The following is a 25,242-nucleotide window of genomic DNA, read 5'->3' as shown; positions in this document are numbered from 1 at the left end:
GTTGTATTCCTTTACTTCACCGCGCCGAACGTCAGGCCGCGGACGAGTTGTTTCTGGCTGAACCAGCCCATGATGAGGATAGGTGCGATCGCCATTGTCGAGGCTGCGGAGAGTTTCGCGTAAAACAGACCTTCCGGGCTCGAATAGCTGGCAATGAACGCGGTCAGCGGGGCCGCCTTGGCCGCCGTCAGATTGAGCGTCCAGAAGGCTTCGTTCCAGGCGAGGATGAAATTCAGCAACAGGGTTGATGCGATGCCCGGCACGGCCATCGGCGTCAGCACGTAAAGGATCTCGTTCTTGAGCGAGGCACCATCCATGCGCGCAGCTTCCAGAATTTCACCGGGAATCTCGCGGAAATATGTATAGAGCATCCAGACGATGATCGGCAGGTTGATCAGCATCAGAACGATTGTCAGGCCGATGCGCGTATCAAGGAGACCCAATTTGATGAAGAGCAGGTAGATCGGGTAAAGAACGCCCACCGCCGGCAGCATCTTGGTTGATAACATCCACAGCAGAATGTCCTTGGTGCGCCTGGAGGGAACAAAGGCCATCGACCAGGCGGCAGGCACCGCGATGATCAGCCCCAGAACCGTGGACCCCCCGGCGATGAAGACCGAGTTCCAAAGGAAACGCATATAGTTGGAGCGTTCCTGCACGACCGAGTAGTTCTCAAGCGTCCAGTCGAAGAACAGGAACACCGGCGGGTTGCTGATCGCCTGGGCCTCGGTCTTGAAGCTGGTCAGGATCGTCCACAGGATCGGGAAGAAAATGATCAGGCCGATCGACCAGGCGATTGCGGTGTTCAGAGCTTTGCGATTGTTTGTAACAGCACGTGCCATGTTCAGCTCCTCACGCGTCCAGGTTTTTGCCGACGATGCGCATCAGGAAGATGGCAACGATATTGGCAAGAATGATGGCATAGACCCCGCCAGCCGACCCTAGCCCGACGTTCTGGCTTTCCAGCACGCGTTGAAAGATCAGGTAGGAGAGTGTCTTGGTGCCGAAGGCACCGCCCGTGGTGACGAAGATTTCCGCAAAGATCGACAACAGGAAGATCGTCTGGATCAGCACCACGATGGTGATCGCGCGCGCCAGATGCGGCAGAATAAGATACCAGAAACGGCTCATGAACGACGCGCCATCCATCTCTGCGGCTTCCAGTTGCTCGCTGTCGAGGGATTGAACGGCGGTCAGCAGGATCAGGGTTGCAAAGGGCAACCACTGCCAGCTCACGATCATGATGATTGACTGCATCGACGCCTGGCTGAGCCATTCCACCGGGGCTGCGCCAAAAAACTTCCAGACATAGGCAAAAAGCCCGTTCACGGGGTCCATGAACATGTTCTTCCAGACCAGCGCCGAAACCGTCGGCATGACGAAGAATGGTGCGATCACGAGGATCCTGACGACGCCCTGACCCCACATCGGCTGATCCAGCAACAAGGCCAGGATGATGCCAAGCACGACCGTGATGATCAGCACACCACCAACGATGACCAGCGTGGCCTGCACGCTTGGCCAGAAGGAGCTCGAACCGATAAAACGTGTGTAATTGTCGAAACCGGCCCATCCGAGATCGCCGCCGCGCAGCGGCAGGTATTTACGAAATGAGAACCAAAGGGTCATCGTCAGGGGCACGAGCATCCAACCCAAGAGCAGGATCACGGCAGGCGCCATCATCAGTCTGGCCGCTGATCGGGATTGTTGGGTCGCCATAACACATCTCCTCTGTTGACGGGCACGGTGGCCGTCTGAACATCATCAGTCGAATGGAACAAGTGGTAAGCGTCCGGAGGGCGGCGCACCGCCCTCCGGGATAGGCAGCTGGCCTTACCTGTAGCCGGCTGCTTCCATTGCGTCGTTGGTCAGAGCCTGCGCTTTGGCCAAGGCTTCTTCAACGGTTTGCTGGCCGGCATAGACTGCCGAGAACTCCTGGCTCACTTCGGTCGCAATGCCTGCGAACTCGGGTATGGCGACAAACTGAATGCCGACATAAGGGACCGGCTTAACGGTCGGATTTGACGGGTCAGCCGCATTGATCGAGTCCAGCGTCATCTTTGCGAATGGCACTGACTGGTAGTTGGGGTTCTCATAAAGCGAGGTCCGTGCGCCCGGAGGCACGTTGGCCCAGCCTTCCTTGGCCGCGACCAGCTCGATGTATTCCTTGGAGGTCGCCCACTCGATGAACTGCTTGGCTGCCTCTTCTTTCTGAGTGCCGCCCGGAATTGCGAGTGCCCAAGCCCAGAGCCAGTTAGCGCGTTTGCCAAGGCCGGTATCGGGGGCCAAAGCAAATCCGACTTTGTCAGCAACGGTGGAGTCGTCCGGATTGGTCACGAACGACGCCGCCACCGTGGCATCGATCCACATGCCGCACTTGCCCTGCTGGAACAACGACAGGTTTTCGTTGAACCCGTTAGTTGCATATCCGGGAGGGCCGGATTCCGACATCAGCTCGACAAAGAAGTTCAGGGCGTTGGCCCATTCGGGTTGATCGAACTGCGCATTCCAGTCTTCGTCAAACCAGCGCGCGCCGAAGGAATTGGCCGTGACCGTGATGAAGGCCCCGCCTTCACCCCAACCAGCCTTGCCACGCAGGCAGACCCCGTTGATCTCGTTGTCACGGTCGGTCATGGCTGCCGCCGCTTCGCGGATGAAGTCCCAGGTGGGCGCATCCGGCATTTCCAGACCGGCTTTTTCCATCAGGTCGGTGCGATACATGACCATAGAGCTTTCGCCGTAAAATGGCGCCGCATAGAGCGTGCCGTCGTGCGACAGACCGCTGCGCATCGCGGGCAGGATGTCATCGACATCATAGTCTTCGGACAGGCCATCGAGAGGAACAAGCCACCCATTAGCGCCCCAGATCGGTGCTTCGTACATACCGATTGTCGTGATGTCGAACGAACCGCCCTTGGTCGAGATATCCGTCGTCACCCGCTGGCGCAGCACGTTTTCTTCCAACGTCACCCATTCGACATCATGGCCGGTTTTGGCGGTGAAATCATCCGTGTACCCCTGCATGCGGATCATGTCGCCGTTGTTCACGGTAGCGATTGTGATTGTTTCTGCCGCCGCGGCTGTAGACAGCGCTGCAATAGCGCAAGCGCCCATAAGGCGGCTTACTGTGTAGATCATTAGTTCCTCCCAAAACATCATATGAGCTTTTGCCCATTGCAGTGACAATTATTCACAATTGCGCGTGCGAGAGTCAACCAGATTCTTCATGCCATGCCGCTTTTCGGTTGAATTATGCCAGCAGATGCAGGGCGCTGGTCTCGTCTGTGATCAAGCCGGTGATCAGCTGACCTTTCAGCGCAGCGGCCAGCGCTTTGTATTTATTCTCGCCGGCAGCGATACACACGACGGGCGTGCCGGCCGTATCCGCGCGCACGCCGTTGATCCGCGCGTTGGAGCCGCCCTCCAGATATTTGCCGTCCCCATCAAAGGCCCAGCCGACGATCTCTCCAACGGCCCCGCGGGCCAGAAGCGCATCTATTTCTTCCCTGTCGATAAAGCCGTCAATGATCATCGGAGCCGTATGAGACACGTCGCCGATCCCCACGAAAGCCATGTCGCACTCGCGGGCCAGTTTCAGCGCGGTCTGCACGTGACGCAAACCCATGTGAAAATCGCGGTCGGCTTCGCTCTCTGCATTCAGCGGCAACGCCAGCGGATAGTGGCGGGCGCCGATCCGGTCAGCCAGCCGCATGATCACCTGATAGACCGTCGCAGAACCGTCTCGCGCCGCATTGCCAATCAGGGACACGAGCTTGTGTTTCGGCAGGTCGAGCACAGGCATTTCGTCGACAACCTGGCGCAGGGTCCGCCCCGTCCCCAGCGAGATCACCAGCGCGTCGGTGTTTTTCAGCACGCGCTCGATCTCCTTGGCAGCCACCGGCGCAATGGATTTCACCGGGTCCATCCCTTCGGGCAAGGCGGGGGCGACGCGCGCCAGTGACAGACCGAAACGCGCTTTCAATGCGCGCTCCAGTTCAAGGCAGGCGGCTATCGGGTGGTTGAGGCGCACGCCAATCAGCCCATCCGCGACGGCCCGGGCCACCAGACGCTGGGCGCGCTGACGCGAAATGCCCAGTTCCCGGGCGATGTGGTCCTGCGTCATCCCACCGAGGTAGTACATCCACCCCGCGCGCGCCGCGAGGTCAATCGCCAGTTCCTCTGAGCCTGGTTTCGCCGCCATAGCCTTCTCCGTTCGATCAGCGCATTATGCCCGGCACGTGCTCGAACAAAGCCTCAAAATTATCGATTCTCAGGTGCGGACCTTGTGGAAAACCGGCAACCTCGATCTCAGCGCGGTCCATTTTGCGCATATGTGACCCGCCTGTAAACCACACTGCCTGCATTCCCGCCGAAAGGGCCGCTTCGAGCCCGACGCCGCTGTCTTCGATCACCATGCATTTGTCCGGCGCGACCTGCATCTTGTCGGCGACGTGCAGGAACAGGTCCGGCGCCGGTTTGCCCGTGGCAACTTCGGAGGCCGTGAAGATGCGCCCTTCAAAGCGCGGGCGCACGCCGGTCAGCTCCAGCGACCGGTTTACACGAACCGGGCTGCTGGACGTGGCAATGCAGTGCGGGATGGCAAGACGGTCAAGAAGCCGTTCAATTCCGTCCACGAGCGTGAGTTCGGTCTCGAAGGCTTTGAACAGACGTTGCCGGTACGCGCTTTCGAAATCCTCGGGCAATTGCACGGAAAACAACTCATAGACGCTGCCGGTCACGGTCGGAAAGGAGCGCCCCAGGAAGTGTTGGCGTACGAACTCGGTATCGATGTTGATACCCCATTTGGCCAGAAGTCCGATGAGTGTGCTTGCGCTGATGACCTCACTGTCGATCACCACGCCATCACAATCGAGGATCAGCAGGTCCGGCGCCTCGAGCATCTTGATGTCTGTTTCCTGCTGCACGCGCCGCCCCCTCTCCGCCGGGGCAGCTTTGACAAAAAACATCGGAATTTCAATACCCAAGGACGAAGCGCGGTGGCGGGGCTTATGCTCCCAGCAGGCGAGCCTCTTTCGCCAGGGCTTCGATTCCGGCCCAGTCTCCCGCGGTGACCATCGCGGATGGCGCGACCCAGCTGCCGCCGGCGCAAAGCACATTTGGCAGCGACAAGTAGCTGGCGGCATTCTGCGGGCTGACGCCCCCGGTCGGGCAGAAGGAGATTTGCGGCAAGGGCGCACCAATCGCCTTGAGCGCCGGGGCGCCGCCCGAGGCTTCTGCCGGAAAGAATTTCAGCATGTCGTAGCCGCGCTCAAGAAGACGCATCGCCTCTGTTGCCGTTGCTGCCCCGGCTAGCAGCGGCAGTTCCTCGGCCTCACAGGCGTCGATCAGGGCGTCCGTTGCCCCCGGTGAAACGCCGAAGGTTGCACCAGCGGCCTTTGCGTTCTTTACATCCTGAGGGGTCACCAGCGTTCCCGCACCCACAACCCCGCCAGACACCTGCGCCATTTCCGCGATGACGTCCAGGGCGGCCGGGGTGCGCAGCGTAACCTCCAGCGCGGGCAACCCGCCCGCAACCAGCGCTTCGGCAAGCGGCCGGGCATGGGTGACATCGTTCACTACGAGAACCGGCACGATCGGGGCCAGTCCGCAAATCTCTCTGGCCCGCTTGCTGGCGTCCTGGGGGGTCATGCGCTGTCCTTTCCTAAAAATGCGGCAGTCTTAAAAAAATACGCTGGCGCCGGTGTCGGCGGTGCCGACCGACCGCCGGAACTGGGCAAAGAGTTCACGCCCAAGACCAAACTCATTGGCGCCCAGGTTGGCGCGCACGGGTTCCCGATCCAGCACGCCCGGGGTGACGATTTCCAGATCACCCGCAACCGCATCCACGCGCAAGATGTCCCCATCCTGCAGTTTGGAAATCGCCCCGCCATCCAGCGCCTCCGGGCTGACGTGAATCGCCGCGGGAACGGATCCCGAGGCCCCGGACATGCGCCCATCCGTGACCAGTGCGACATTGATCCCCCGCGCCTGCAGGTTTTTCAGCAGCGGCGTTAAGCTGTGTAATTCCGGCATGCCGTTCGCCTTCGGCCCCTGAAAGCGAACCACCACAACCGTGTCTTCGTTGATCTCGCGCGCCTTGCAGGCCGCCTTGACCTCTTCCTGATCGTGGAACACGCGCACCGGTGCTTCGACAATCTGGTGCTCAGGCTTGACTGCGGAGACTTTCATCACCGCATTGCCCAGCGTCCCGCTGAGGCGTTTGAGGCCGCCGGTCGGCTGAAATGGATCAGACGCCGGGCGCACGATCTTGAGGTTCAGGCTTTCCTGCGTCCCCGGTTCCCAGACAACCGCGCCCTCCTTCAGTTTGGGCTCCTGCGTATAGGCGTCAAGCCCGCCGCCGCCCACCGTTCGGGTATCGGGATGCAGCAGCCCGGCAGTCAGCAACTGGCCGATCAGATATCCCAACCCGCCTGCGGCATGAAAATGGTTCACATCCGCGAGGCCGTTGGGATAGACCCGAGCAAGCAAGGGCGTAACCTCGGAGATATCCGAGAAATCCTGCCAGTCGAGGATGATCCCGCCGGCCCGCGCCATGGCAACCAGATGGATCAGAAGGTTCGTCGATCCGCCCGTGGCATTCAGCCCGACAATACCGTTGACGAAGGCTTTCTCGTCCAACACGTCGCAGACAGGCAGATAATTGTCCCCCAGATCCGACAGGGACAGGGCGCGCTGTGCGCCCGCCTTGGTCAGCGCATCGCGCATGTCCGTGTTGGGGGTTACGAAACTGGCCCCCGGCAGGTGCAGCCCCATGAACTCCATCAGCATCTGGTTGGTATTCGCGGTGCCGTAGAAAGTGCAGGTGCCGGGGCCGTGATAGGCGGCCATCTCTGCCTGCATCAGGGCATCGCGCCCGACCTCCCCTGCCGCGAATTTCTGGCGTACAATGGATTTTTCTTCGTTGGACAACCCCGATGTCATCGGACCGGCAGGCAGGAACACGGTCGGGATATGACCGAAAGTCTGAGCGGCGATGACCAGCCCGGGCACGATCTTGTCGCAGACCCCGAGGTAGACCGCCGCGTCGAAGGTATTGTGGCTCATCGCGATGCCCGTGGCCATTGCGATGAGGTCGCGGGAAAACAGGCTGAGCTCCATGCCCGGCTCGCCCTGCGTGACACCATCGCACATTGCGGGCACGCCGCCCGCAACCTGTGCGGTTGCCCCCACGTCACGGGCCGCAGCGCGGATCAGCTCAGGATACCGCTCAAAGGGCTGATGCGCAGACAACATGTCATTGTAGGTGGTCACGATGCCAAGATTGGCGGCGCTGTCGTCGACCAGCGCGGACTGGTCCGGCCCCGCCCCCGCATAGGCATGCGCCTGACCACTGCAGCTCAGATGCGCGCGCGCCGGCCCTTTTGACCGGGCGGCGCTCATACGGGTCAGGTAATCGCCACGCGGCCCTTCACTACGGGCAATGATGCGATCCGTGACGCGTGCAATTGTGTCGTTCAAAGTCATCTTGGTTCCTTCCGAGCCTGATGCTCAGTGCTTGGTGCCAGATGGGCCGCTCAGGTCTTCGACAATTCGGCCAGCCGCCGTCCCGTGTCGATCATGCGGTTCGCGAAACCCCATTCGTTATCGTACCAGCTGACAACACGGACCAGGCCATCCTGCGTCACGCTTGTCTGCGGCGCCGCGAAGCTGGAGGAATGCGGATCGTGGTTATAGTCAATCGATACGGTCGGGTCGGTCTCATAGGACAGAACCCCTTTCAGCTCACCTTCCGCCGCCGCTTTCATCGCGGCATTGATTGCCTCCTTGGTCGCCGGTTTTTCCGGAACAAAGGCCAGATCGACAAGAGAGACATTCGGCGTTGGCACCCGTACCGCGGAGCCTTCAAGCCGGCCTTCGAGATGCGGAAGCACCAGGGAGATCGCCTTGGCCGCCCCGGTCGAGGTCGGGACCATGGAGACCGCCGCCGCGCGCCCGCGATAAAGATCCTTGTGCGGAGCATCATGCGACGGCTGATCGCCGGTGTAGGCATGGATGGTTGTCATGTAGCCGGTCTTGATCCCGAACTCCCGGTCGAGGACATAGGCGACGGGCGCCAGGCAGTTCGTGGTGCATGACGCGTTGGAGATGACGATATCATCCTTGGTCATATCCTTGTGATTCACCCCGTAGACAACGGTGCGGTCCGCGCCGGCGCCGGGTGCCGAGATCAGAACCCTACGGGATCCGTTGTCCAGATGCTGTGCCGCCTTTTCACGGCTGGTGAAGAGGCCCGTGCACTCCATTGCGACGTCAACGCCATCCCACGGCAATTCTGCGGGATTGCGGATCGCTGTGACCTTGATCGCGTGACCGTTAACCACAAGCGCGTCACCCTTCACACTGACATCGGCGTCAAACCGACCGTGCACACTGTCATATTTCAGCAAATGCGCGAGCGTTTCAGGCGTCGACAAATCGTTGATTGCGCTGACTTCCACATCGGAAACCTTGTTTTCGACCAGTGCACGCAGCACGCCCCGGCCGATGCGCCCAAAACCATTAATTGCAACTGAGTGAGACATATTCTTCCTCCTGAAATCATTCATTCCGCGCAGGTTCGCGCATTCCGGGACTTGTTAGCGCTAACGAACATATTTGAGTGCAAACTGCAATGGTAGATTTCACCGCAGGTGCGCAATCATGCTCAAGTATAGCTCTTTTCGCCGCGCGCCGCCGCAACTGAATGACGGATGCCGGGGATACGTCGGCAGGCATCTGGTCCAGTCATAGCGGATTACGCGCGTTACTCGTCCTGCCCGACGTTTGCGTAAAGCAGATCACACGGCAGTCTGTTCGCGTCGATCCGCTGGGCATTTTTCAGATCATTGCCTTCCGCGCGGGCAATGGCATCGCTTTTGTCCAGTCCTTCATTCAACCACCGGTCGACCAACCGGCTGCGCAGCACGTGCAGCGGAACATCCAGACGGACGCTCACATCCCAATACTGCGACAGCGCGCGCCACTCTGGCGCATCGAACAGCAGGTAGTTGCCTTCAACGATCACGGTGTCGCAATCATCCTGCAACACCCCCGCACCGGCAATGGCGATGTCGCGCGTTCGGTCAAACAAGGGATAGTAGACAGGCGACTGGCCTCCGAGCGCCGCAACCAGCCTGCACAGACCCTTGGCATCGAAGGTTTCGGGAGCACCCTTCCGGTCCAGCAAGCCCTGAGGTTCCAACAGTCGATTGTCGAGGTGAAACCCGTCCATCGGGACAACCTGCGACGGGCTGCCCGCCCGATCCAGCGCTTCCGCGAGGTGATGGGCCAAGGTCGATTTCCCACTGCCCGGCGCCCCTGCAAGCGCCACAAGGCGCCGGTCGGATTGCCGCGGGGCGATCAAAACTGCGTCGCGCAGCGCCGACAGTGATTCCAGCGTCTGCGTCACGCGGCTGCGTCTTCCGATGGCGGCTCCTTTGCGCCGGTCATGAAAGCCACTGCGTCAGACATTGTATAGTCCTTGGGGTCGATCACACACAGACGCTTGCCCAACCGGTGCACGTGAATGCGGTCGGCAACCTCGAACACGTGAGGCATGTTGTGGCTGATCAGGATAATCGGTATCCCGCGCGATTTTACGTCCATGATCAGTTCCAGCACCCGGCGGGATTCCTTCACACCCAGCGCTGCGGTCGGTTCATCCAGAATGATCACTTTCGAGCCAAAGGCCGCAGCCCGCGCCACGGCGACCCCCTGCCGCTGACCGCCCGACAGCGTCTCGACGGCCTGGTTGATATTCTGAATGGTCATCAGTCCGAGTTCAGTGAGCTTCTCGCGGGCCAACCGCTCCATCTCCGCCCTATCAAGCTGGCGCATCCACTTGCCACGAAACCCCGGCTTGCGAATTTCGCGCCCCATGAACATGTTGTCCGCGATAGACAGCGCCGGCGACATTGCCAACGTCTGATAGACGGTTTCGATACCCTCGTTGCGCGCATCGATGGGGGATGTGAAATTTACCTTCCGGCCCTCCAGCCAGACCTCTCCGTCATCCGGGATGACCGCGCCGGATACCGCCTTGATCAGGGATGATTTGCCCGCGCCGTTGTCGCCGATCACCGCCAGAATTTCCCCCGGCATCAGGTCGAAATCACAATGATCCAGTGCCGTGACCCTGCCGTAGCGCTTTACAAGATTGCGTCCCTTGAGAATGGGTTCCATCAGACCGATACCTTTCTGATCCATTGATCCACGCCGACAGCCGCGATGATCAGCACGCCGATCAGCAGATAGGTCCACTGCGCGTCCGCGCCCCAGAGACGCAACCCCAGAGTGAAGACACCGACGATGAGCGCGCCAAAGAGCGTGCCCATGATCGAGCCGCGCCCCCCGAAAAGGGAGATGCCACCGATCACAACGGCGGTAATGCTTTCGATATTGGCCAGTTGCCCGGACGTGGGCGAAACCGAGCCGATGCGCCCGATCAAGGCCCAACCGGCAAAGGCACAGATCAGGCCCGCGAGCGCGTAGACGGAAATGAGTGTCCGCTTGACGTTCACACCGGACAGCTCAGCCGCTTCCGGGTCATCGCCCACCGCGTAGACATGTCGCCCCCAGGCCGTGTGTTTGAGCGCATAGGCCAACACAAAGACCAGCACCAACATGAACACCACACCAAAGGTCAGCCGCGCGCCCCCCAACTGGATGGTATTGCCGAAGAACTGCAGCAGCGGTGCCTGCGCCTCAATGTCCTGAGACCGGATTGTTTCGTTCGCCGAATAGAGAAAGTTCGTGGCCAGCACGATCTGCCACATGCCCAGTGTCACAATGAAGGGCGGCAGCTTGACCCGTGCGACCAGCCAGCCGTTGACAAACCCGATAAGCGCCCCGCACAGCAATCCGCAGGCCACGGAAATCTCCACCGGGATACCGTAGCGAAAGGTAAATTGCCCCATGACCACGGATGACATGACCATAATCGCACCCACGCTCAGGTCGATACCCGCGGTCAGGATCACCAGGCTCTGGGCGGCAGCGACGATTCCGACGATCTGCACCTGCTGCAGGATGAGCGTCAGCGCGAAAGGTGAGAAGAATTTCGTGCCCAGCAGCAGCCCGAAGATGACGATGGAGGCCACCAGGACGATCAGCGGCACCAAAGAAGGATTGACATGCAGCAAATGCTGCACGGTGCCGATGAGCCCACGATGGGTATCTTCAAATTCAGCGACGGCCTCGGGTTGCCGGGTGGCTTTCACCTCGAAATCATCGGTTTTCCCGGATGTATCGGACACAGTTACCCCTCCCTGTCAGCAGGCATTTTTGCACCAGCGATTTTTGATAGCTTGCCAGACCTGACATCAAATGTCTCGGTCAGATGCGGCGCGCACCGAAATGCGCGCCGCTGATCCCTGAGCGGTCAGCCCCAGCAAAGATCCTTGCCATCAGCGACAGAGATCGACTCCACGCCACCGGCTGGGGCATCGGTGACAAGCGCCACGCCCGTGTCAAAGAAGTCCTTGCCGGGTGTCGGCTCCGGCTTCACACCTTCGTCGGCCCATTTCTTGATGGCCTCGACCCCAAGCGACGCCATAAGCAGCGGATATTGCTGCGATGTCGCGCCGATCACGCCATCGGCCACGTTCTGCACCCCGGGGCAGCCCCCATCGACAGAAACGATCAGCACGTCGTTCTCGCGGCCAATCGCTTTGAGGGCTTCGTAGGCACCCGCGGCTGCGGGCTCGTTGATCGTGTGCACGACATTGATGGTCGGATCCTTGGCCAGCAGATTTTCCATCGCCCGGCGCCCGCCTTCCTCGTTGCCATCGGTCACATCGCTGCCCACGATGCGCGGGTCAGTTTCGTCGCCGATCACATTCGGATCGGCCAGATCAATGCCGAACCCGTCCAGGAATCCCTGGTTGCGCAGCACATCCACCGTTGGCTGGCTGACGTTCAGGTCGAGCGTTGCGATTTTCGCGCTGTCGGCAGCATCGCCCAACTGCGCGCGCGCCCATTCTCCGATCAGAACACCGGCCTTGTAGTTGTCCGTTGCAAATGTCGCATCCGCGGCGTCGATCGGATCAAGCGGCGTATCCAATGCGATCACCAGAACGCCCGCTTCGCGCGCCTGAGTGACGGCGGAGACGATGGAAGATGTGTCAGACGCGGTGATCAGAATGCCCTTGGCGCCGTCCAGAATGCAGGTTTCGATCGCCTGAACCTGCGTCTCGTGGTCCCCGTCCACCTTGCCTGCGAATGACTTAAGCGTCATGCCAAGCTCTTGCGCCTTGGCCTCGGCACCCTCTTTCATCTTGACGAAGAAAGGGTTGGTGTCCGTCTTTGTGATCAGACAGGCCGTAATGCCGTGACCGTCAGCCAAGGCCGCGCCGCTGGTCGCGCCCAGAGCGCTCAAACCAAGAATTGTGCTGGCGAGAAGTTTTTTCATGTTTTCCTCCCAAGGAAATTTACAATTTCTTTTGTCGAGACGCTGGCAGCGCGCCTTCTCCTGCGGAATCCTCCCCGACAGGACTTCGCTAAAACACATCATTTCAGAACGTGTGTCAATAAATAAATAAACTTGATTTATTAATGCGGTTGGTCAATATTTGCCCTGAAAATAGAGGCATGGACGACCTTATGGATGGCAACAAGGTCAAAGGATTGAGCAGCGGTGTGAATCAGCGCGGCGTGCGCAACTATAACGAACGCCTGCTTCTTTCGATGTTCATGCACCACGGGCCAATGCCCGGCAGCGACCTTGCCCGCATGGCCGGATTATCGCCTCAGACCGTGTCTGTGATTCTCAGAAAACTCGAACGCGACGGACTGCTGGCGCGCGGCGCACCGCAACGCGGCAAGGTTGGCAAACCCTCGATTCCGATGGACCTCGCACCGGAGGGCGTATTTGCCTTCGGGTTGAAAATCGGGCGGCGCAGCGCCGAACTCTTGCTGCTCAACTTCAAAGGCGACGTGATCAAGCAAGTGCATCTCTCCTATCCCTACCCGATGCCGGATACCGTCTTTGGATTTCTGGAAGACGGCATCGACCAGCTGATGGAAGAAATGAGTGCGGCGCAACAAACGCGGATTTGCGGCATCGGGGTCGCGTCGCCGTTCGAGTTGTGGAAATGGCACGACCTCTCCGGCCCTGCAGCCGAAGACTTCAGCTCGTGGAAAGATATTCACTTCGCGGAAGAAGTCGCCAAGTTCAGCACTTTGCCGATCTTTGTCTGCAATGATTCAACTGCCGCCTGCCGGGCGGAACACCTGTACGGTATGGACAAAAACTACCGCGACTACGCCTATTTCTACATCGGATCCTTCATCGGCGGCGGCGTGGTCCTGAACCACACGGTTTTCGAGGGTAATCAGGGAAATGCCGGGGCGCTGGGTTCTTTGCGCAGTACCGGCCCGCTGGGGGAGAGTCGCCAGCTAATTGACGTGGCCTCACTGCATCTGCTCGAAGGACGGTTGGTCGAAGTGGGTCAAGACCCTAAAAAACTTTGGGAAATGCCGCAGGACTGGAGCAGTCTTGGCCGCTACGTCGACCCCTGGGTTGGGGAAACCGCACAGGAATTGGCCAAGGCGGCCTTGTCCATCTGCTCGGTGATTGATTTCGAAGCGATCCTGATCGACGGGGCCTTCCCAGATACCGTACGCACCGAGCTTGTCGAAAGGGTGCGGCGCTACCTGCTGACCCAAGACACCCGTGGTTTGCTGACCCCGCATATCGAAGAGGGCGCCATCGGGTTCAACGCGCGGGCCATCGGCGCCGCCAGCGGGCCGATTTTTTCGCAGTATTTCCTGAACACCAATGCCGGCCTCTCCGCCGTATGACGCTCAAAGCGCGAGCTGCATGGTGCTGACCAGGGCCTGCGTGCTCAGCGTACAGGGGTTGGCCTTCATGGAAGAGGCGCCCGCGGCCTCCGTCGCGATCGCCTCAAGGTCGGTGTCCGCGGTCACCCAAGACCCAAGACGCGCAACCTCCCATTGATCCAAAAGATCCGGCAATTGATCGAATGTATCACGCGAAGGTAGATCAAACGCGCTCGAAAGCCATTCAGCTACTTCCTCAAACCGGGTCATGTCTGCATTCTCTTTCAGCAGTTGCTGTGCATTCGCAGCCAGTACCGGCCCCAATAGCCTGCCGCAGATCAGCCCGTGTGGGGCACCCAGCCGACCGCCCAGCACACCCGCAAGACCATGCACCGCACCCAACCCTGCATTCGCCAGCGCGAGCCCGCCAGACAGGCTGACAAATGCCATGTCGTCTCGGGCCTGCCGGTCTTCACCCGCGGCCAGCCGGACCAGGGCGCGCGCGCCCAGTGGAATTGCCTGTCGACACAACGCATCGGTCAGCGGGTTTGCGCGGGTGCACAGATAGGGTTCGATGACCTGTGTCAACGCGTCAAGCCCCGAGGCCAGCGACTGGGCACGCGGCGCGCCATCGGTCAGGGCCGGATCCACGATGGCGCAGTCCGGCAACATGCGATCATCGCGCAAACTGACCTTTCTCCCGGCATCGGCAACGGCGATCACCGCGTTCTTGGTCACTTCGGCACCGGTACCGGAGGTTGTTGGCACAGCGATAAAAGGTAGACGTTGTGCCGTGAGAGGCTGGCCGCCCCCGACCCCTTCCAGGTGATCCATCACGTCGCCGGTGCCGGGCAGAAGCGCCGCCGCCGCCTTGCCCAGATCAATCGCCGAGCCGCCGCCGACCGAGGCAACGACGTTTACGGCGGCGTCGCGTGCCACCTTCAAAACCCGGGTCAGTTGCTCGACAGTTGGTTCCCCCTCGCAGAGGGTCGGGGTGACCCGCGCGCCCTGATCTTCCAGATCGCGCACCAGTTGATCAACCCAGCGCACCGACCGCCCCCTTACCAGCAAGACGTGCCGCCCACGGGCGCAGATTTCGCCACAGGCCAGTTGCGCCTTGCCGCGACCGAACTCGATACGCCCGGCTGTCAGGAAACGGAAGGCCGCTTGGTTCAAAAGCTCATCGTCGCATCTACCGCGCGCTTCCAGGCGGCGTATTTTGCATCGCGGTCCTCATCGTCCATCTGCGGGGTGAACTGCTGTTCCAGTGCCCAGCTTTGCGCAAAGCCGTGCTTGTCGGGATAAAGACCCGCCCGCTGCCCGGCCAGCCATGCCGCCCCGAGCGCGGTGGTTTCCAGAACCTCCGGCCGATCCACCGGCGCGCCGATAATGTCCGACAGAAACTGCATCGCCCAGTCGGAGGCTGACATTCCGCCATCCACCCGCAATGTCGCCCCTGCCCCCTTGCCCTGCCAATCGGCCCGCATAGCCTCCAGCAGATCGCGGGTCTGATAGCCCACGCTTTCCAGTGCCGCCTTCGCGTATTCTTCCGGGCCCGAATTCCGGGTCAGCCCAAAAACCGCGCCCCGGCATTCCGCATTCCAATAGGGCGCACCCAGCCCGACAAACGCCGGCACCAGTACCACGTTCTGGTTGGGGTCGGCCTTTTCGGCGAGGGGCTGCGTCTCGGCGGCTTCGCGAATGATCTTCAGCCCGTCACGCAGCCATTGCACGACAGCACCGGCCACAAAAATCGACCCTTCAAGGGCGTAGGTCGGTTTGCCATCAAACTGATAGGCGATGGTCGTAAGCAGCCGGTTATTGGAGGTGACCGCCGTTTCCCCGGTGTTCAGAAGGGCAAAACAGCCCGTGCCATAAGTCGATTTCAGCATGCCGGGGTCGAAACAGGCCTGCCCGATGGTTGCCGCCTGCTGGTCGCCCGCAACGCCCAGGATGGGGATTGGACGGCCAAAGAGATCGGGCCGGGTTGTGCCGAAATCCGCCGCACAATCCTTCACGTCGGGCAACATTTCCTGCGGAATATCAAAAAGCTCACAGATCGAGGTGCTCCATCGCCCCTTGTGAATGTCGTAGAGAAGGGTGCGCGCGGCATTGGTGGCATCGGTCACATGCGCGGCACCTCCGGTGAGTTTCCAGATCAGGAAACAGTCGACGGTACCAAACAGCAAGTCGCCGTCTTTCGCACGCTCCCGTGCGCCCTCCACATGATCCAGTATCCATTTGAGTTTCGTGCCGGAAAAATAGGGGTCCGCAAGCAATCCGGTTTTTGCCGTGATCATCTTGTCATGGCCGGCGTCTCGCAGCTCGCGGCAATAGTCAGCGGTGCGGCGATCCTGCCAAACAATGGCGTTGTGAACGGGCTGGCCTGTCGCCCGGTCCCAGACCACAACCGTTTCGCGCTGGTTGGTGATGCCGATGGCGGCAATGTCATCCGGGCCCACACCTGCTTTTTCAATCGCCGCGCGGCATGTCCCTGCCGTGGTCGACCACAAATCGCCGGGATCGTGTTCAACCCAGCCGCTGTCGGGGAAGTGCTGCGGAAACTCTTCCTGTGCGCTGGATTTGATCTTCATCTCGCCATCGAAAATGATCGCGCGTGACGACGTGGTTCCCTGATCAATTGCAAGAATATGGGTCATGGCACTCCCCGGCTGTCAATGATTTCTGTTGGGCAAGTCTGCCCATGAAAAAGCCGGGGCGCAACACGCGCGCCCCGGCCAAATGTCAAAGACTTACTGCCAGGATTTGATCAGCTCATCGTAGCTGACGGTCTGTGGCTCTTCGTCTTCGTTCTCGAGCTTGGCATAGGGTGCGCCCGGCTGGGCAAACCAGTGATCCGCGCTCATTTCCTCGTTCAGGACGGGGCCAAGATCACCCTGGACACCGGCCCGTTCGAGCCGCTCAAGCACTTTTTCCTGATCTGCGCAGAGCGCATCCAGAGCTTCCTGAGGTGTCTTCGCACCGGACATCGCATCGCCGATGTTCTGCCACCACAGCTGCGCCAGCTTCGGATAGTCCGGCACGTTGGTGCCTGTTGGCGACCATGCCACACGCGCGGGCGAGCGGTAGAATTCCACCAGACCGCCAAGCTTGTCCGCGCGCTGGGTGAAGTGATCGCTGTCGATTGTCGACTCGCGGATGAACGTGAGACCAACGTCCGACTTCTTCAGATCCACCGTCTTGGAGACCACGAACTGTGCATAGAGCCACGCGGCTTTTGCGCGGTCCACAGGTGTGCTCTCCATCAGTGTCCAGCTGCCTGCGTCCTGGTAGCCGATCTTCTGGCCTTCTTTCCAGTAGACACCGTGCGGGCTGGGGGCCATGCGCCATTTCGGCGTACCGTCCTCGTTCATCACCGGCAGATCAGGCACAACGGTGGCCGCTGTGAAGGCGGTGTACCAGAACATCTGCTGGGCGATGTTGCCCTGCGCCGGGATCGGACCCGCTTCGCCGAAGGTCATACCGGCAGCGGCTGGCGGCGAGTACTTTTGCAGCCATTCGATGGCCTTGGTCACGGCGTAAACAGCCGCTGGCGAGTTCGTCGCGCCACCACGGGCCACGCAAGACCCGGTCGGCTGAGAGTTCTCGTTCACACGAATGCCCCACTCGTCCACCGGCAGACCGTTCGGCTCACCGACGTCGCCCATGCCCGCCATGGACATCCACGCGTCCGTGTAGCGCCAGCCAAGGCTCGGGTCTTTCTTACCGTAGTCCATATTGCCGAAGACTTCGCCTTCGACGCCCATATGGCTCAGGTCACGACCGGTGAAGAACTCGGCGATGTCCTCATAAGCGGACCAGTTGACCGGCACGCCAAGGTCATAACCATAGGCGGCTTTGAAGTCGGCCTTGTTCTTTTCGTCGTTGAACCAGTCGTAGCGGAACCAGTAGAGGTTCGCGAACTGCTGTGTGGGCAGCTGGTAGAGTTTGCCGTCAGGACCTGTCGTGAACGAGGTGCCGATGAAATCATCGACGTCGAGGCTCGACAGGGTCACATCGGCACCCTCTCCCGCCATCCAGTCGGTCAGGTTGCGCACCTGCTGGTAGCGCCAGTGCGTGCCGATCAGGTCGCTGTCGTTGACATAGGCGTCATAGATGTTCTCGCCCGACTGCATCTGCGTTTGCAGCTTTTCAACCACGTCGCCTTCGCCGATCAGGTCGTGCGTGACCTTGATGCCGGTGATCGCGGTGAAGGCAGGCGCCAGCACCTGGCTTTCGTATTCATGCGTGGTGATGGTCTCCGAGACAACCTTGATCTCCATGCCCTCAAACGGCTTGGCCGCGTCCACGAAGAACTGCATCTCCGCTTCCTGAGCGGCACGGTCGAGCACGGAAAGCCCGGCGATCTCGTTATCGAGAAACGCCTTTGCAGCTTCCATGTCGGCCCAGGCCGGCATGGCCATGCACGCGACCATCGCGCCCACGGCTGTGGTTGATTTTAGTGAAAAGTTCATGTGAGTCCTCCCAAGACATTATTGAACTGTTTTTCAGGCCGCCCGACATCCGCGCGACCCATTCTTCCTGACCTATACCCAGCGGAAAACCGCCACGGCATAGACAAGGCACGCCAGCAGCGCATAGGGCTGCGGTGCGACCTCAAGACCCAGCCAGATCAGGTTGATGAAGGCTGAGCCCAACAGCGTGATGAACAAACGATCACCCCGCGTTGTTTCGATGCGGAGAATGCCGACGCGGGGCGTCTCCGGGTATTTGATGGCGAGAATTGTGAAGGTGATCAGCAACAAGGCTATGACACCAAAGAAAATTGCGGTGGGTATGGTCCATGCCATCCAGGCCATAGTGAAATCCTCCCCTTATACCCGCCCAAGGGCGAAGCCCTTGGCGATGTAGTTGCGTACGAAATAGATCACCAGCGCACCCGGCACGATTGTGAGCACGCCGGCGGCGGCCAACACACCCCAGTCGATGCCCGCCGCCCCTTGGGTCCGGGTCATGATCGCGGCGATGGGTTTGGCGTCGACCGTTGTCAGCGTCCGGCTCAACAGCAGTTCCACCCAGGAGAACATGAAGCAGAAGAAGGCGGCGACGCCGATGCCGGATGCGATCAGCGGTGTGAAGATGCGGATGAAGAAACGCGGGAAGGAGTAGCCATCCAGATAGGCCGTCTCGTCGATCTCCTTGGGCACGCCGCGCATGAACCCTTCGAGGATCCAGACCGCCAGCGGCACGTTGAAGAGGCAATGCGCCAAAGCCACCGCGATGTGGGTGTCGAACAGACCCACCGAGGAATAAAGCTGGAAGAACGGCAGCGCGAAAACCGCGGGCGGCGCCATCCGGTTGGTCAGCAGCCAGAAGAACAGGTGCTTGTCGCCCATGAAAGAATAGCGGCTGAACGCATAGGCCGCGGGCAAGGCCACGACGAGGCTGATCACCGTGTTCATCACCACATAGATCAGCGAGTTGATGTAACCGATGTACCAGCTCTCATCAGTCAGGATCTTCACGTAGTTGGCCAGCGTGAGGTCCCTCGGAAACAGCGAGAAGGTGCCGAGGATTTCGGTGTTCGTCTTCAGGCTCATGTTGATCAGCCAGTAGATCGGCAACAGCAGGAACAGCAGGTAAAGGCCCATCACCACCGCCGATCCTTTGATCTTTGGCGTTCTGCGACGCGCGACCTTAGACTCGCTTGTCGCCATCTGGCCGGGGGCCGATGCCTGGATGCTTGTGTCAGTCATTATACGCCGTCCCGTTTATCGAGGTTGGTCATCACGGTGTAGAACACCCATGAAATCAGCAGGATCACCAGGAAGTACATGATCGAGAATGCCGCCGCCGGGCCGAGGTCAAACTGCCCCAGGGCCATCTTCACCAGATCGATGGAGAGGAATGTCGTCGCATTGCCCGGCCCCCCGCCGGTGACCACGAAAGGCTCGGTGTAGATCATGAAGCTGTCCATGAAGCGCAGCAGGATCGCGATCATCAACACCCCCGCCATCTTGGGCAGTTCGATGTAGCGGAACACTTTCCAGCGACTAGCCTGGTCGATCTTGGCCGCCTGATAGTAGGCATCGGGGATCGACTGCAGCCCGGCATAGGCGAGAAGCGCAACCAGCGAGGTCCAGTGCCAGACATCCATGACGATGACCGTGACCCACGCCGCGACGATATCCTGCGTGTAGTTGTAGGAGATCCCGAGTTTATCCAGTGTGTAGCCCAGCAGGCCGATATCGACGCGCCCGAAGATCTGCCAGATCGTGCCGACCACGTTCCACGGGATCAGCAGCGGCAGGGACATCAGCACCAGACAAAACGAGGCCCAGAAGCCCTTTTTCGGCATGTTCAGCGCCACATAGATGCCCAAAGGGATTTCAATGGCCAGAATGATCGCCGAGAAGGTCAGCTGCCGCCAGAGCGCGTTCCACATGCGCTCCTCTTCCAGCATGTCCTTGAACCAGCCAATGCCGTTCCAGAAGAACTGGTTGTTTCCGAACGTATCCTGAACGGAGTAATTGACCACCGTCATCAGCGGGATCACCGCTGAGAAGGCCACGAGCACCAGAACCGGCAATACCAGGAACCATGCTTTTTGATTGACTGTCTTGTTCATCAGGCGGCCTCCCCCTCTGGCGAGAGGCGCCAGTCGTCTGCGTAGACGTTTATGCCCTGCGGATCGAAGGTGATTTTCTGCGCGTCAGCAGCGATATTGTCGTCTTCGCCAGCGATCGCACTGATCTCATGTCCGCCCACGTCGAGCCGCACGATCTTGTGGCGCCCGACGTCTTCCACCCGAGTGATGCGCGCCGGCACGCCAGCATCACCAGAGCTCAGTTTGATGAACTCGGGCCGGACGCCGACCTGCAGCTTGCCGCCCGTGGCTGCGTACCCGGCTCCCAGGGGCACCTTGACACCGGCGATCCGGGCGACGGCACCGTCGATTTCCGCATCAAAGAGGTTCATGCCCGGCGAACCGATGAAATATCCCACAAACGTATGCGCGGGGCGCTCGAACAGCTCTTGCGGTGTGCCGATCTGGACGACCCGACCGTCATACATGACAACCACCTTATCGGCAAAGGTCAGCGCTTCGGTCTGGTCGTGGGTCACATAGATCATGGTGTGGCCAAACTCGTGATGCAGCGACTTCAGCTGCGTCCTGAGTTCCCACTTCATATGCGGGTCGATCACGGTCAGCGGCTCGTCAAAAAGCAGCGCATTCACGTCTTCGCGCACCATGCCGCGCCCGAGCGAGATTTTCTGCTTGGCATCTGCCGTCAGCCCGCGCGCCTTGCGGTTCAGTTCTTCTTCCATACCGATCATCTTGGCGATCTGATTGACCCGCTCCGCGACATAGGCCGGATCAGCGCCACGGTTGCGCAGCGGGAACGCCAGATTGTCCCGGACGGTCATCGTGTCGTAGACCACCGGAAACTGGAAGACCTGCGCGATGTTGCGCTCTGCTGTGGGCGCGTGGGTCACATCGTGATCGTTGAAAAGAATACGCCCCTGGCTGGGGTGCAGTAAACCGGAGATGATGTTCAGCAAGGTGGACTTGCCGCAACCCGATGCGCCGAGCAAAGCATAGGCCTCACCATCCACCCAGTCGTGGTTCAGTTCCTTGAGCGCGAAATCGTCTTCCGACGTCGGACTGGGCAGATAGGAATGCGCAAGGTTATCCAGGGTGATCTTGGCCATTATGCAGCCTCCGCATAGGGTGCCGCGGCGACAAGATCACCGTTTTGACCGAAAAGATAGACATGTGCCGGGTCGAGGTAGACTTGCAGATCCTGCCCGGGGTCGAGGCTTTGGACACCGTGCACAAGGCCCACCCAACGTTCGCCGTGATGCTCAAGATGCACGAATGTTTCCGACCCGGTGATTTCCGTGACCGACAGCTTTGTCTTGAAAGACATCGTTCCCGCAACATGCGGCGCCAGTTCCAGATGATTGGGCCGGAAGCCGGCCGTATAGGTGCCGTCAGCGAGACTGGCCGCATTTGCGGCGGCCTCAATGGTCTGACCGTCCCCGAACGACAGCGTGCTGCCCTTCTTCGAAATACTCAGGAAGTTCATCGGAGGATCGGAAAAAACCCTTGCTGTGGTTGCGTTTACCGGTCTGCGGTAGACAGAGGGGGTCAGGCCGAACTGGGTGACTTTACCCTCCCACAAGGCCGCCGTGTTTCCGCCCAGCAGCAACGCCTCTTCCGGCTCGGTCGTCGCATAGACGAAGATGGAGCCGGACTTTTCGAAGATCTTGGGGATCTCGGCGCGCAACTCTTCGCGCAGCTTGTAATCGAGATTGGCCAGCGGTTCATCAAGCAGAACCAGACCGGCGTTTTTGACCAGTGCCCGCGCCAAGGCGCAGCGTTGTTGCTGACCGCCTGAAAGCTCCAATGGCTTGCGGTCCAGCATCGGGGTCAGTTTCATCAGATCGGCTGTCTCGCGCACCCGCCTGTCGATCTCGTCACGCGATTGTCCCAGCAAACGCATCGGTGAGGCGATATTCTCGTAAACGGACATCGACGGGTAGTTGATGAACTGCTGGTACACCATCGCAACCTTGCGGTCCTGCACCCGCATGCCCGTTACGTCTTCGCCGTTCCAGATCACCCGGCCCGTCGCGGGAACGTCCAGCCCGGCCATCAGACGCATCAGCGACGTTTTGCCAGACGACGTTGGGCCAAGAAGCACGTTCATCGTGCCCTTCTGCAATTCGATATCTGTTGGGTAGATGTGGGTTACCCCCCCAACAGTTTTAGACACCCCTTCAAGGATTAAGGTCATGTCCGTCCCCCAGTTTATCCCGCTGCCTGTGCGTTGTTCACGGCCGTCTCCGACTGCACAAAGCGCTCCAACTCAGCAATTTCTTCCTTTTCAAGGCGTAGCCCCAACTTGTTGCGTCGCCAAACGATATCTTCTGCCGAACGCGCATATTCGTGATCGATCAGCCATGTCACTTCGCGTTCCGTCAGGGTTGCCCCGAAGGTCTGCCCCAGATCCGCTTGCTGTGCGGCGTCTCCCAGAACACTCCAGCTTTCGGTACCGTAGGCCCGAACAAGACGGCGCGCCCAGAAGGGCGACAAAAACGGATAGTCTTCATTCAGCCGCGCCACGAGCGCGTCGAAGCCGTCAACCGCAAAATCACCCCCCGGCAGGGCAACGCCCGCGGTCCAGTGGCCCAACGTCCCGGGAAAGAACGGCACGATCTTCTCCATCGCGTCCTCGGCCAGCTTGCGATAGGTTGTGATTTTCCCCCCGAATACGTTCAGGATGGGCGCGCCGCCGGTACTGTCGACCTTGAGCGTATAGTCCCGCGTCGCAGCAGTGGCGCTGCTGGCGCCATCATCGTAAAGCGGCCGCACTCCGGAATATGTCCAGACTACATCCTCCGCACTGATGTCGGCCTTCAGATACTGGTTGATGAAATTCAGCAGGTAGTCCCGTTCTTCCGGTGTGCATTCAGGCTTTGTACCCGGATCGCTGTGTTCGGCATCTGTTGTGCCAATCAGCGTAAAGTCTGTCTCATAGGGGATGGCGAAAATGATCCGCCCGTCGGTTCCCTGGAAAAAGTAGCACTTGTCATGGTCGTAAAGGCGGCGCGTCACGATGTGGCTGCCGCGCACCAGCCGCACCCCTTCCGTGGAGTTGATCCGCACCTTCTGCTGAATGATGTCTCCGACCCAAGGACCACCGGCATTCACCAGCATCCGTGCACTCAGGACCCGCTGATCGCCCGATGCCACATCCTCGACGGTCACTTCCCAGACGTCATCGACACGCGCCGCACTGATCACCTTGGTCCGCACCAGAATATCCGCGCCACGCGCTTCAGCGTCGCGCGCGTTCAACACCACCAGCCTCGAATCTTCGATCCAGCAATCGGAATATTCATACGCCTTCTCGAAACGGTCTTCGAGCGGCGCGCCTTCCACGCTGTTTTTCAGGTTTAGCGTCTTGGTGGCGGGCAATATCTTCCGGCCGCCAAGATTGTCATAGAGCATCAGGCCGAAACGGATCAGCCACGCAGGCCGCCGCCCCTTCATCCACGGCATCAGCGTGTTGAGAATACGGGACGTCGGCGTCGACCCCTCAAAGCGCATGTCCTTGTGATACGGCAGAACGAAGCGCATGGGCCAGCTGATGTGCGGCATGGCCCGCAACAGCACTTCGCGCTCGGTCAGCGCATGGCGCACCAGGTTGATCTCGAAGTATTCCAGATACCTCAGACCGCCGTGGAACAGCTTTGTGGATGCTGACGATGTCGCGGAAGCAAGGTCGTTCATCTCGGCCAGCGCGACGCTCATGCCCCGCCCGGCTGCATCACGCGCAATACCACACCCGTTGATGCCGCCACCGACAACGAAGAGGTCATAGATCTTTTGCTGTGATTGCAGTTTCGACACAAGACCCCCCATCATCGCGTTCGAACAACGATCAAAGGGGTAGCGCACAGGGTTCACGCAATCAAGCGATTTTTTTCGTTTACGTTCGTTTTTACTCGAAACCGAATAGCGCAGGTTCGCTTGGATCTGTTGCAAACTGCAATAAACGGCTGAAGCGCAAGCATTTTCGCTGCCCGGCAGACCCCGCACCGGAACCTGCCGACAAGGCGCGGTATCTCAGGGCCAGCAGATACGCTCACGAAATAATTTGCAATTTCAAAGGTTTTTCCGCTAGGCAAAGTCAGGGGGACAGCCATGTCGCAGACTTTTCGCCATCCAGATATTCTCAAAATCGCACAACGCGAGGGTAAAGTAACCGTCGAAGGCCTGGCCGAGCATTTTGGGGTAACGCTCCAGACCATTCGCAGAGATCTGACCGAACTTGCAGAAGCGAACAAACTCGAACGCGTGCATGGCGGTGCGATCCTGCCCTCGGGCACCACCAACATCGAGTATGAAGAGCGGCGAAACCTGAACGAGACGGCCAAGCTGGCAATGGCGCGGGCCTGTGCTCAGAACATCCCCGAAGGCTGCTCGGTTTTTCTCAATATCGGCACCAGCACCGAAGCCGTGGCGCGGGAATTGCTGCACCATCGCGACCTGATGGTCGTGACCAACAACATGAACATCGCGAATATCCTCCTGGACAATCCGGACTGCCAGATCATTGTCACCGGCGGCGCCCTGCGCCGGGCGGACGGTGGTTTGGTCGGCAACCTGACAATTGATACCATTCGCCAGTTCAAATTCGACATCGCGGTGATCGGCTGTTCGGCAATGGATGAAGACGGTGACCTGCTGGATTTCGACATCCACGAGGTAGGCGTGAGCCAAACGATCATCGCGCAGTCGAGAAAGTGCTTTCTGGTGGCAGACCACTCGAAATTCAGCCGCACAGCCCCGGCGCGCATCGCCTCCATGCAGGCGCTCTCTACCGTCTTCACCGACAGACAACTGCCGGGCGATCTGAAGCAGCGCTGCGCCGACTGGGGTACTGACGTTGTGGTCGCGAAACCGGCAAAGCCCGTCAGCTGAACCTCCGG

The 25,242-nt window shown here is 59.9% G+C and carries 23 protein-coding genes; 2 read left to right on the top strand and 21 right to left on the bottom strand.

Translation table 11 applies throughout. The features are described 5' to 3' along the window. Positions 1 to 11 precede the first annotated feature (11 nt). From KX928_RS20220 to KX928_RS20165, 12 genes are all read right to left on the bottom strand, one after another. Positions 12 to 842: a carbohydrate ABC transporter permease gene (locus tag KX928_RS20220; RefSeq protein WP_219506299.1), complete on the bottom strand. Its 831-nt coding sequence runs from the start codon at positions 840 to 842 to the stop codon at positions 12 to 14. Positions 843 to 852: 10 nt separating this feature from the next. Beyond that, positions 853 to 1,719 (bottom strand): carbohydrate ABC transporter permease, encoded by an 867-nt coding sequence (locus KX928_RS20215; RefSeq protein ID WP_219506298.1) that lies wholly within the window; start codon positions 1,717 to 1,719, stop codon positions 853 to 855. A gap of 114 nt (positions 1,720 to 1,833) precedes the next feature. Continuing rightward, the gene (locus KX928_RS20210) at positions 1,834 to 3,138 is read right to left on the bottom strand and encodes an ABC transporter substrate-binding protein (protein WP_257883978.1); all 1,305 of its coding nucleotides are present in this window, start codon (positions 3,136 to 3,138) and stop codon (positions 1,834 to 1,836) included. Positions 3,139 to 3,250: 112 nt separating this feature from the next. Then, positions 3,251 to 4,201: a sugar-binding transcriptional regulator gene (locus tag KX928_RS20205; RefSeq protein ID WP_219506296.1), complete on the bottom strand. Its 951-nt coding sequence runs from the start codon at positions 4,199 to 4,201 to the stop codon at positions 3,251 to 3,253. Between the two features lie 16 nt (positions 4,202 to 4,217). Next, entirely contained in the window at positions 4,218 to 4,925 is a 708-nt protein-coding gene (locus KX928_RS20200) for an HAD family hydrolase (protein ID WP_308342415.1), read from the bottom strand. Positions 4,926 to 5,007: 82 nt separating this feature from the next. After that, positions 5,008 to 5,649: a bifunctional 4-hydroxy-2-oxoglutarate aldolase/2-dehydro-3-deoxy-phosphogluconate aldolase gene (eda, locus tag KX928_RS20195; RefSeq protein ID WP_219506293.1), complete on the bottom strand. Its 642-nt coding sequence runs from the start codon at positions 5,647 to 5,649 to the stop codon at positions 5,008 to 5,010. A gap of 30 nt (positions 5,650 to 5,679) precedes the next feature. Next, positions 5,680 to 7,485, bottom strand: coding sequence for a phosphogluconate dehydratase (gene edd / locus KX928_RS20190; RefSeq protein WP_219506291.1), 1,806 nt, complete (start codon positions 7,483 to 7,485; stop codon positions 5,680 to 5,682). A 50-nt stretch (positions 7,486 to 7,535) separates the two neighbouring features. Beyond that, positions 7,536 to 8,543, bottom strand: coding sequence for a type I glyceraldehyde-3-phosphate dehydrogenase (gap, locus tag KX928_RS20185; RefSeq protein ID WP_219506290.1), 1,008 nt, complete (start codon positions 8,541 to 8,543; stop codon positions 7,536 to 7,538). Between the two features lie 221 nt (positions 8,544 to 8,764). After that, the gene (locus tag KX928_RS20180; RefSeq protein ID WP_308342414.1) at positions 8,765 to 9,409 is read right to left on the bottom strand and encodes an AAA family ATPase; all 645 of its coding nucleotides are present in this window, start codon (positions 9,407 to 9,409) and stop codon (positions 8,765 to 8,767) included. Next, positions 9,406 to 10,182 carry an ATP-binding cassette domain-containing protein gene (locus KX928_RS20175; protein ID WP_219506520.1) on the bottom strand — a complete coding sequence of 259 codons (777 nt, stop codon included), beginning with the start codon at positions 10,180 to 10,182 and terminating at the stop codon, positions 9,406 to 9,408. The genes KX928_RS20180 and KX928_RS20175 overlap by 4 nt, the downstream gene beginning before the upstream one ends. Continuing rightward, positions 10,182 to 11,255 carry an ABC transporter permease gene (locus KX928_RS20170; RefSeq protein WP_219506288.1) on the bottom strand — a complete coding sequence of 358 codons (1,074 nt, stop codon included), beginning with the start codon at positions 11,253 to 11,255 and terminating at the stop codon, positions 10,182 to 10,184. Before KX928_RS20170 ends, KX928_RS20175 begins: the two co-directional genes overlap by 1 nt. A 125-nt stretch (positions 11,256 to 11,380) precedes the next feature. Continuing rightward, positions 11,381 to 12,409, bottom strand: coding sequence for a sugar ABC transporter substrate-binding protein (locus KX928_RS20165; RefSeq protein ID WP_219506286.1), 1,029 nt, complete (start codon positions 12,407 to 12,409; stop codon positions 11,381 to 11,383). A 191-nt stretch (positions 12,410 to 12,600) separates the two neighbouring features. On the opposite strand from KX928_RS20165, the gene KX928_RS20160 reads away from it, so the two are divergent. Beyond that, positions 12,601 to 13,800, top strand: a complete 1,200-nt coding sequence (locus KX928_RS20160; RefSeq protein ID WP_219506519.1) for an ROK family transcriptional regulator — start codon at positions 12,601 to 12,603, stop codon at positions 13,798 to 13,800. Between the two features lie 3 nt (positions 13,801 to 13,803). Here the strand turns inward: KX928_RS20160 and KX928_RS20155 are convergent, their stop codons facing one another. The 9 genes from KX928_RS20155 to glpD form a co-directional block, all read right to left on the bottom strand. Beyond that, positions 13,804 to 14,955, bottom strand: a complete 1,152-nt coding sequence (locus tag KX928_RS20155; protein ID WP_219506283.1) for an iron-containing alcohol dehydrogenase — start codon at positions 14,953 to 14,955, stop codon at positions 13,804 to 13,806. Beyond that, positions 14,952 to 16,439, bottom strand: coding sequence for a glycerol kinase GlpK (gene glpK, locus KX928_RS20150; RefSeq protein ID WP_219506282.1), 1,488 nt, complete (start codon positions 16,437 to 16,439; stop codon positions 14,952 to 14,954). The genes KX928_RS20155 and glpK overlap by 4 nt, the downstream gene beginning before the upstream one ends. A gap of 93 nt (positions 16,440 to 16,532) precedes the next feature. Continuing rightward, positions 16,533 to 18,254: an ABC transporter substrate-binding protein gene (locus KX928_RS20145; RefSeq protein WP_219506280.1), complete on the bottom strand. Its 1,722-nt coding sequence runs from the start codon at positions 18,252 to 18,254 to the stop codon at positions 16,533 to 16,535. A 72-nt stretch (positions 18,255 to 18,326) separates the two neighbouring features. Further along, positions 18,327 to 18,599 (bottom strand): DUF2160 domain-containing protein, encoded by a 273-nt coding sequence (locus KX928_RS20140; RefSeq protein ID WP_219506278.1) that lies wholly within the window; start codon positions 18,597 to 18,599, stop codon positions 18,327 to 18,329. 15 nt (positions 18,600 to 18,614) lie between these two features. Further along, the gene (locus KX928_RS20135; RefSeq protein WP_219506275.1) at positions 18,615 to 19,496 is read right to left on the bottom strand and encodes a carbohydrate ABC transporter permease; all 882 of its coding nucleotides are present in this window, start codon (positions 19,494 to 19,496) and stop codon (positions 18,615 to 18,617) included. Further along, entirely contained in the window at positions 19,496 to 20,368 is an 873-nt protein-coding gene (locus KX928_RS20130; RefSeq protein WP_219506272.1) for a carbohydrate ABC transporter permease, read from the bottom strand. Before KX928_RS20130 ends, KX928_RS20135 begins: the two co-directional genes overlap by 1 nt. Continuing rightward, a complete protein-coding gene (locus KX928_RS20125; protein WP_219506270.1) occupies positions 20,368 to 21,453 on the bottom strand; it encodes an ABC transporter ATP-binding protein in 1,086 nt (361 codons plus the stop codon). Before KX928_RS20125 ends, KX928_RS20130 begins: the two co-directional genes overlap by 1 nt. Next, on the bottom strand, positions 21,453 to 22,541 hold the full coding sequence (locus KX928_RS20120) for an ABC transporter ATP-binding protein (protein WP_219506269.1): 1,089 nt from the start codon (positions 22,539 to 22,541) through the stop codon (positions 21,453 to 21,455). The genes KX928_RS20125 and KX928_RS20120 overlap by 1 nt, the downstream gene beginning before the upstream one ends. A 14-nt stretch (positions 22,542 to 22,555) precedes the next feature. Next, on the bottom strand, positions 22,556 to 24,175 hold the full coding sequence (glpD, locus tag KX928_RS20115) for a glycerol-3-phosphate dehydrogenase (protein ID WP_373274814.1): 1,620 nt from the start codon (positions 24,173 to 24,175) through the stop codon (positions 22,556 to 22,558). Positions 24,176 to 24,454: 279 nt separating this feature from the next. Here glpD and KX928_RS20110 point away from each other — a divergent pair, with 279 nt between their 5' ends. Further along, positions 24,455 to 25,234 carry a DeoR/GlpR family DNA-binding transcription regulator gene (locus tag KX928_RS20110; RefSeq protein WP_219506266.1) on the top strand — a complete coding sequence of 260 codons (780 nt, stop codon included), beginning with the start codon at positions 24,455 to 24,457 and terminating at the stop codon, positions 25,232 to 25,234. The last annotated feature ends 8 nt before the right edge of the window (positions 25,235 to 25,242 follow it).

Origin of the sequence: Roseobacter insulae (assembly GCF_019375555.1) — a bacterium.
GTDB classification, from domain to species: domain Bacteria; phylum Pseudomonadota; class Alphaproteobacteria; order Rhodobacterales; family Rhodobacteraceae; genus Roseobacter; species Roseobacter insulae.
This window is presented reverse-complemented; position numbering and strand designations above follow the sequence as displayed.

Excerpts from the sequence above, each read along its gene's own strand:
- KX928_RS20220 (WP_219506299.1), bottom strand. The coding sequence starts at position 842 with ATGGCACGTGCTGTTACAAACAATCGCAAAGCTCTGAACACCGCAATC.
- KX928_RS20215 (WP_219506298.1), bottom strand. The coding sequence starts at position 1,719 with ATGGCGACCCAACAATCCCGATCAGCGGCCAGACTGATGATGGCGCCT.
- KX928_RS20210 (WP_257883978.1), bottom strand. The coding sequence starts at position 3,138 with ATGATCTACACAGTAAGCCGCCTTATGGGCGCTTGCGCTATTGCAGCG.
- KX928_RS20205 (WP_219506296.1), bottom strand. The coding sequence starts at position 4,201 with ATGGCGGCGAAACCAGGCTCAGAGGAACTGGCGATTGACCTCGCGGCG.
- eda (WP_219506293.1), bottom strand. The coding sequence starts at position 5,649 with ATGACCCCCCAGGACGCCAGCAAGCGGGCCAGAGAGATTTGCGGACTG.
- edd (WP_219506291.1), bottom strand. The coding sequence starts at position 7,485 with ATGACTTTGAACGACACAATTGCACGCGTCACGGATCGCATCATTGCC.
- gap (WP_219506290.1), bottom strand. The coding sequence starts at position 8,543 with ATGTCTCACTCAGTTGCAATTAATGGTTTTGGGCGCATCGGCCGGGGC.
- KX928_RS20175 (WP_219506520.1), bottom strand. The coding sequence starts at position 10,182 with ATGGAACCCATTCTCAAGGGACGCAATCTTGTAAAGCGCTACGGCAGG.
- KX928_RS20165 (WP_219506286.1), bottom strand. The coding sequence starts at position 12,409 with ATGAAAAAACTTCTCGCCAGCACAATTCTTGGTTTGAGCGCTCTGGGC.
- KX928_RS20160 (WP_219506519.1), top strand. The coding sequence starts at position 12,601 with ATGGATGGCAACAAGGTCAAAGGATTGAGCAGCGGTGTGAATCAGCGC.
- glpK (WP_219506282.1), bottom strand. The coding sequence starts at position 16,439 with ATGACCCATATTCTTGCAATTGATCAGGGAACCACGTCGTCACGCGCG.
- KX928_RS20145 (WP_219506280.1), bottom strand. The coding sequence starts at position 18,254 with ATGAACTTTTCACTAAAATCAACCACAGCCGTGGGCGCGATGGTCGCG.
- KX928_RS20140 (WP_219506278.1), bottom strand. The coding sequence starts at position 18,599 with ATGGCCTGGATGGCATGGACCATACCCACCGCAATTTTCTTTGGTGTC.
- KX928_RS20135 (WP_219506275.1), bottom strand. The coding sequence starts at position 19,496 with ATGACTGACACAAGCATCCAGGCATCGGCCCCCGGCCAGATGGCGACA.
- KX928_RS20130 (WP_219506272.1), bottom strand. The coding sequence starts at position 20,368 with ATGAACAAGACAGTCAATCAAAAAGCATGGTTCCTGGTATTGCCGGTT.
- KX928_RS20125 (WP_219506270.1), bottom strand. The coding sequence starts at position 21,453 with ATGGCCAAGATCACCCTGGATAACCTTGCGCATTCCTATCTGCCCAGT.
- KX928_RS20120 (WP_219506269.1), bottom strand. The coding sequence starts at position 22,541 with ATGACCTTAATCCTTGAAGGGGTGTCTAAAACTGTTGGGGGGGTAACC.
- glpD (WP_373274814.1), bottom strand. The coding sequence starts at position 24,175 with ATGATGGGGGGTCTTGTGTCGAAACTGCAATCACAGCAAAAGATCTAT.
- KX928_RS20110 (WP_219506266.1), top strand. The coding sequence starts at position 24,455 with ATGTCGCAGACTTTTCGCCATCCAGATATTCTCAAAATCGCACAACGC.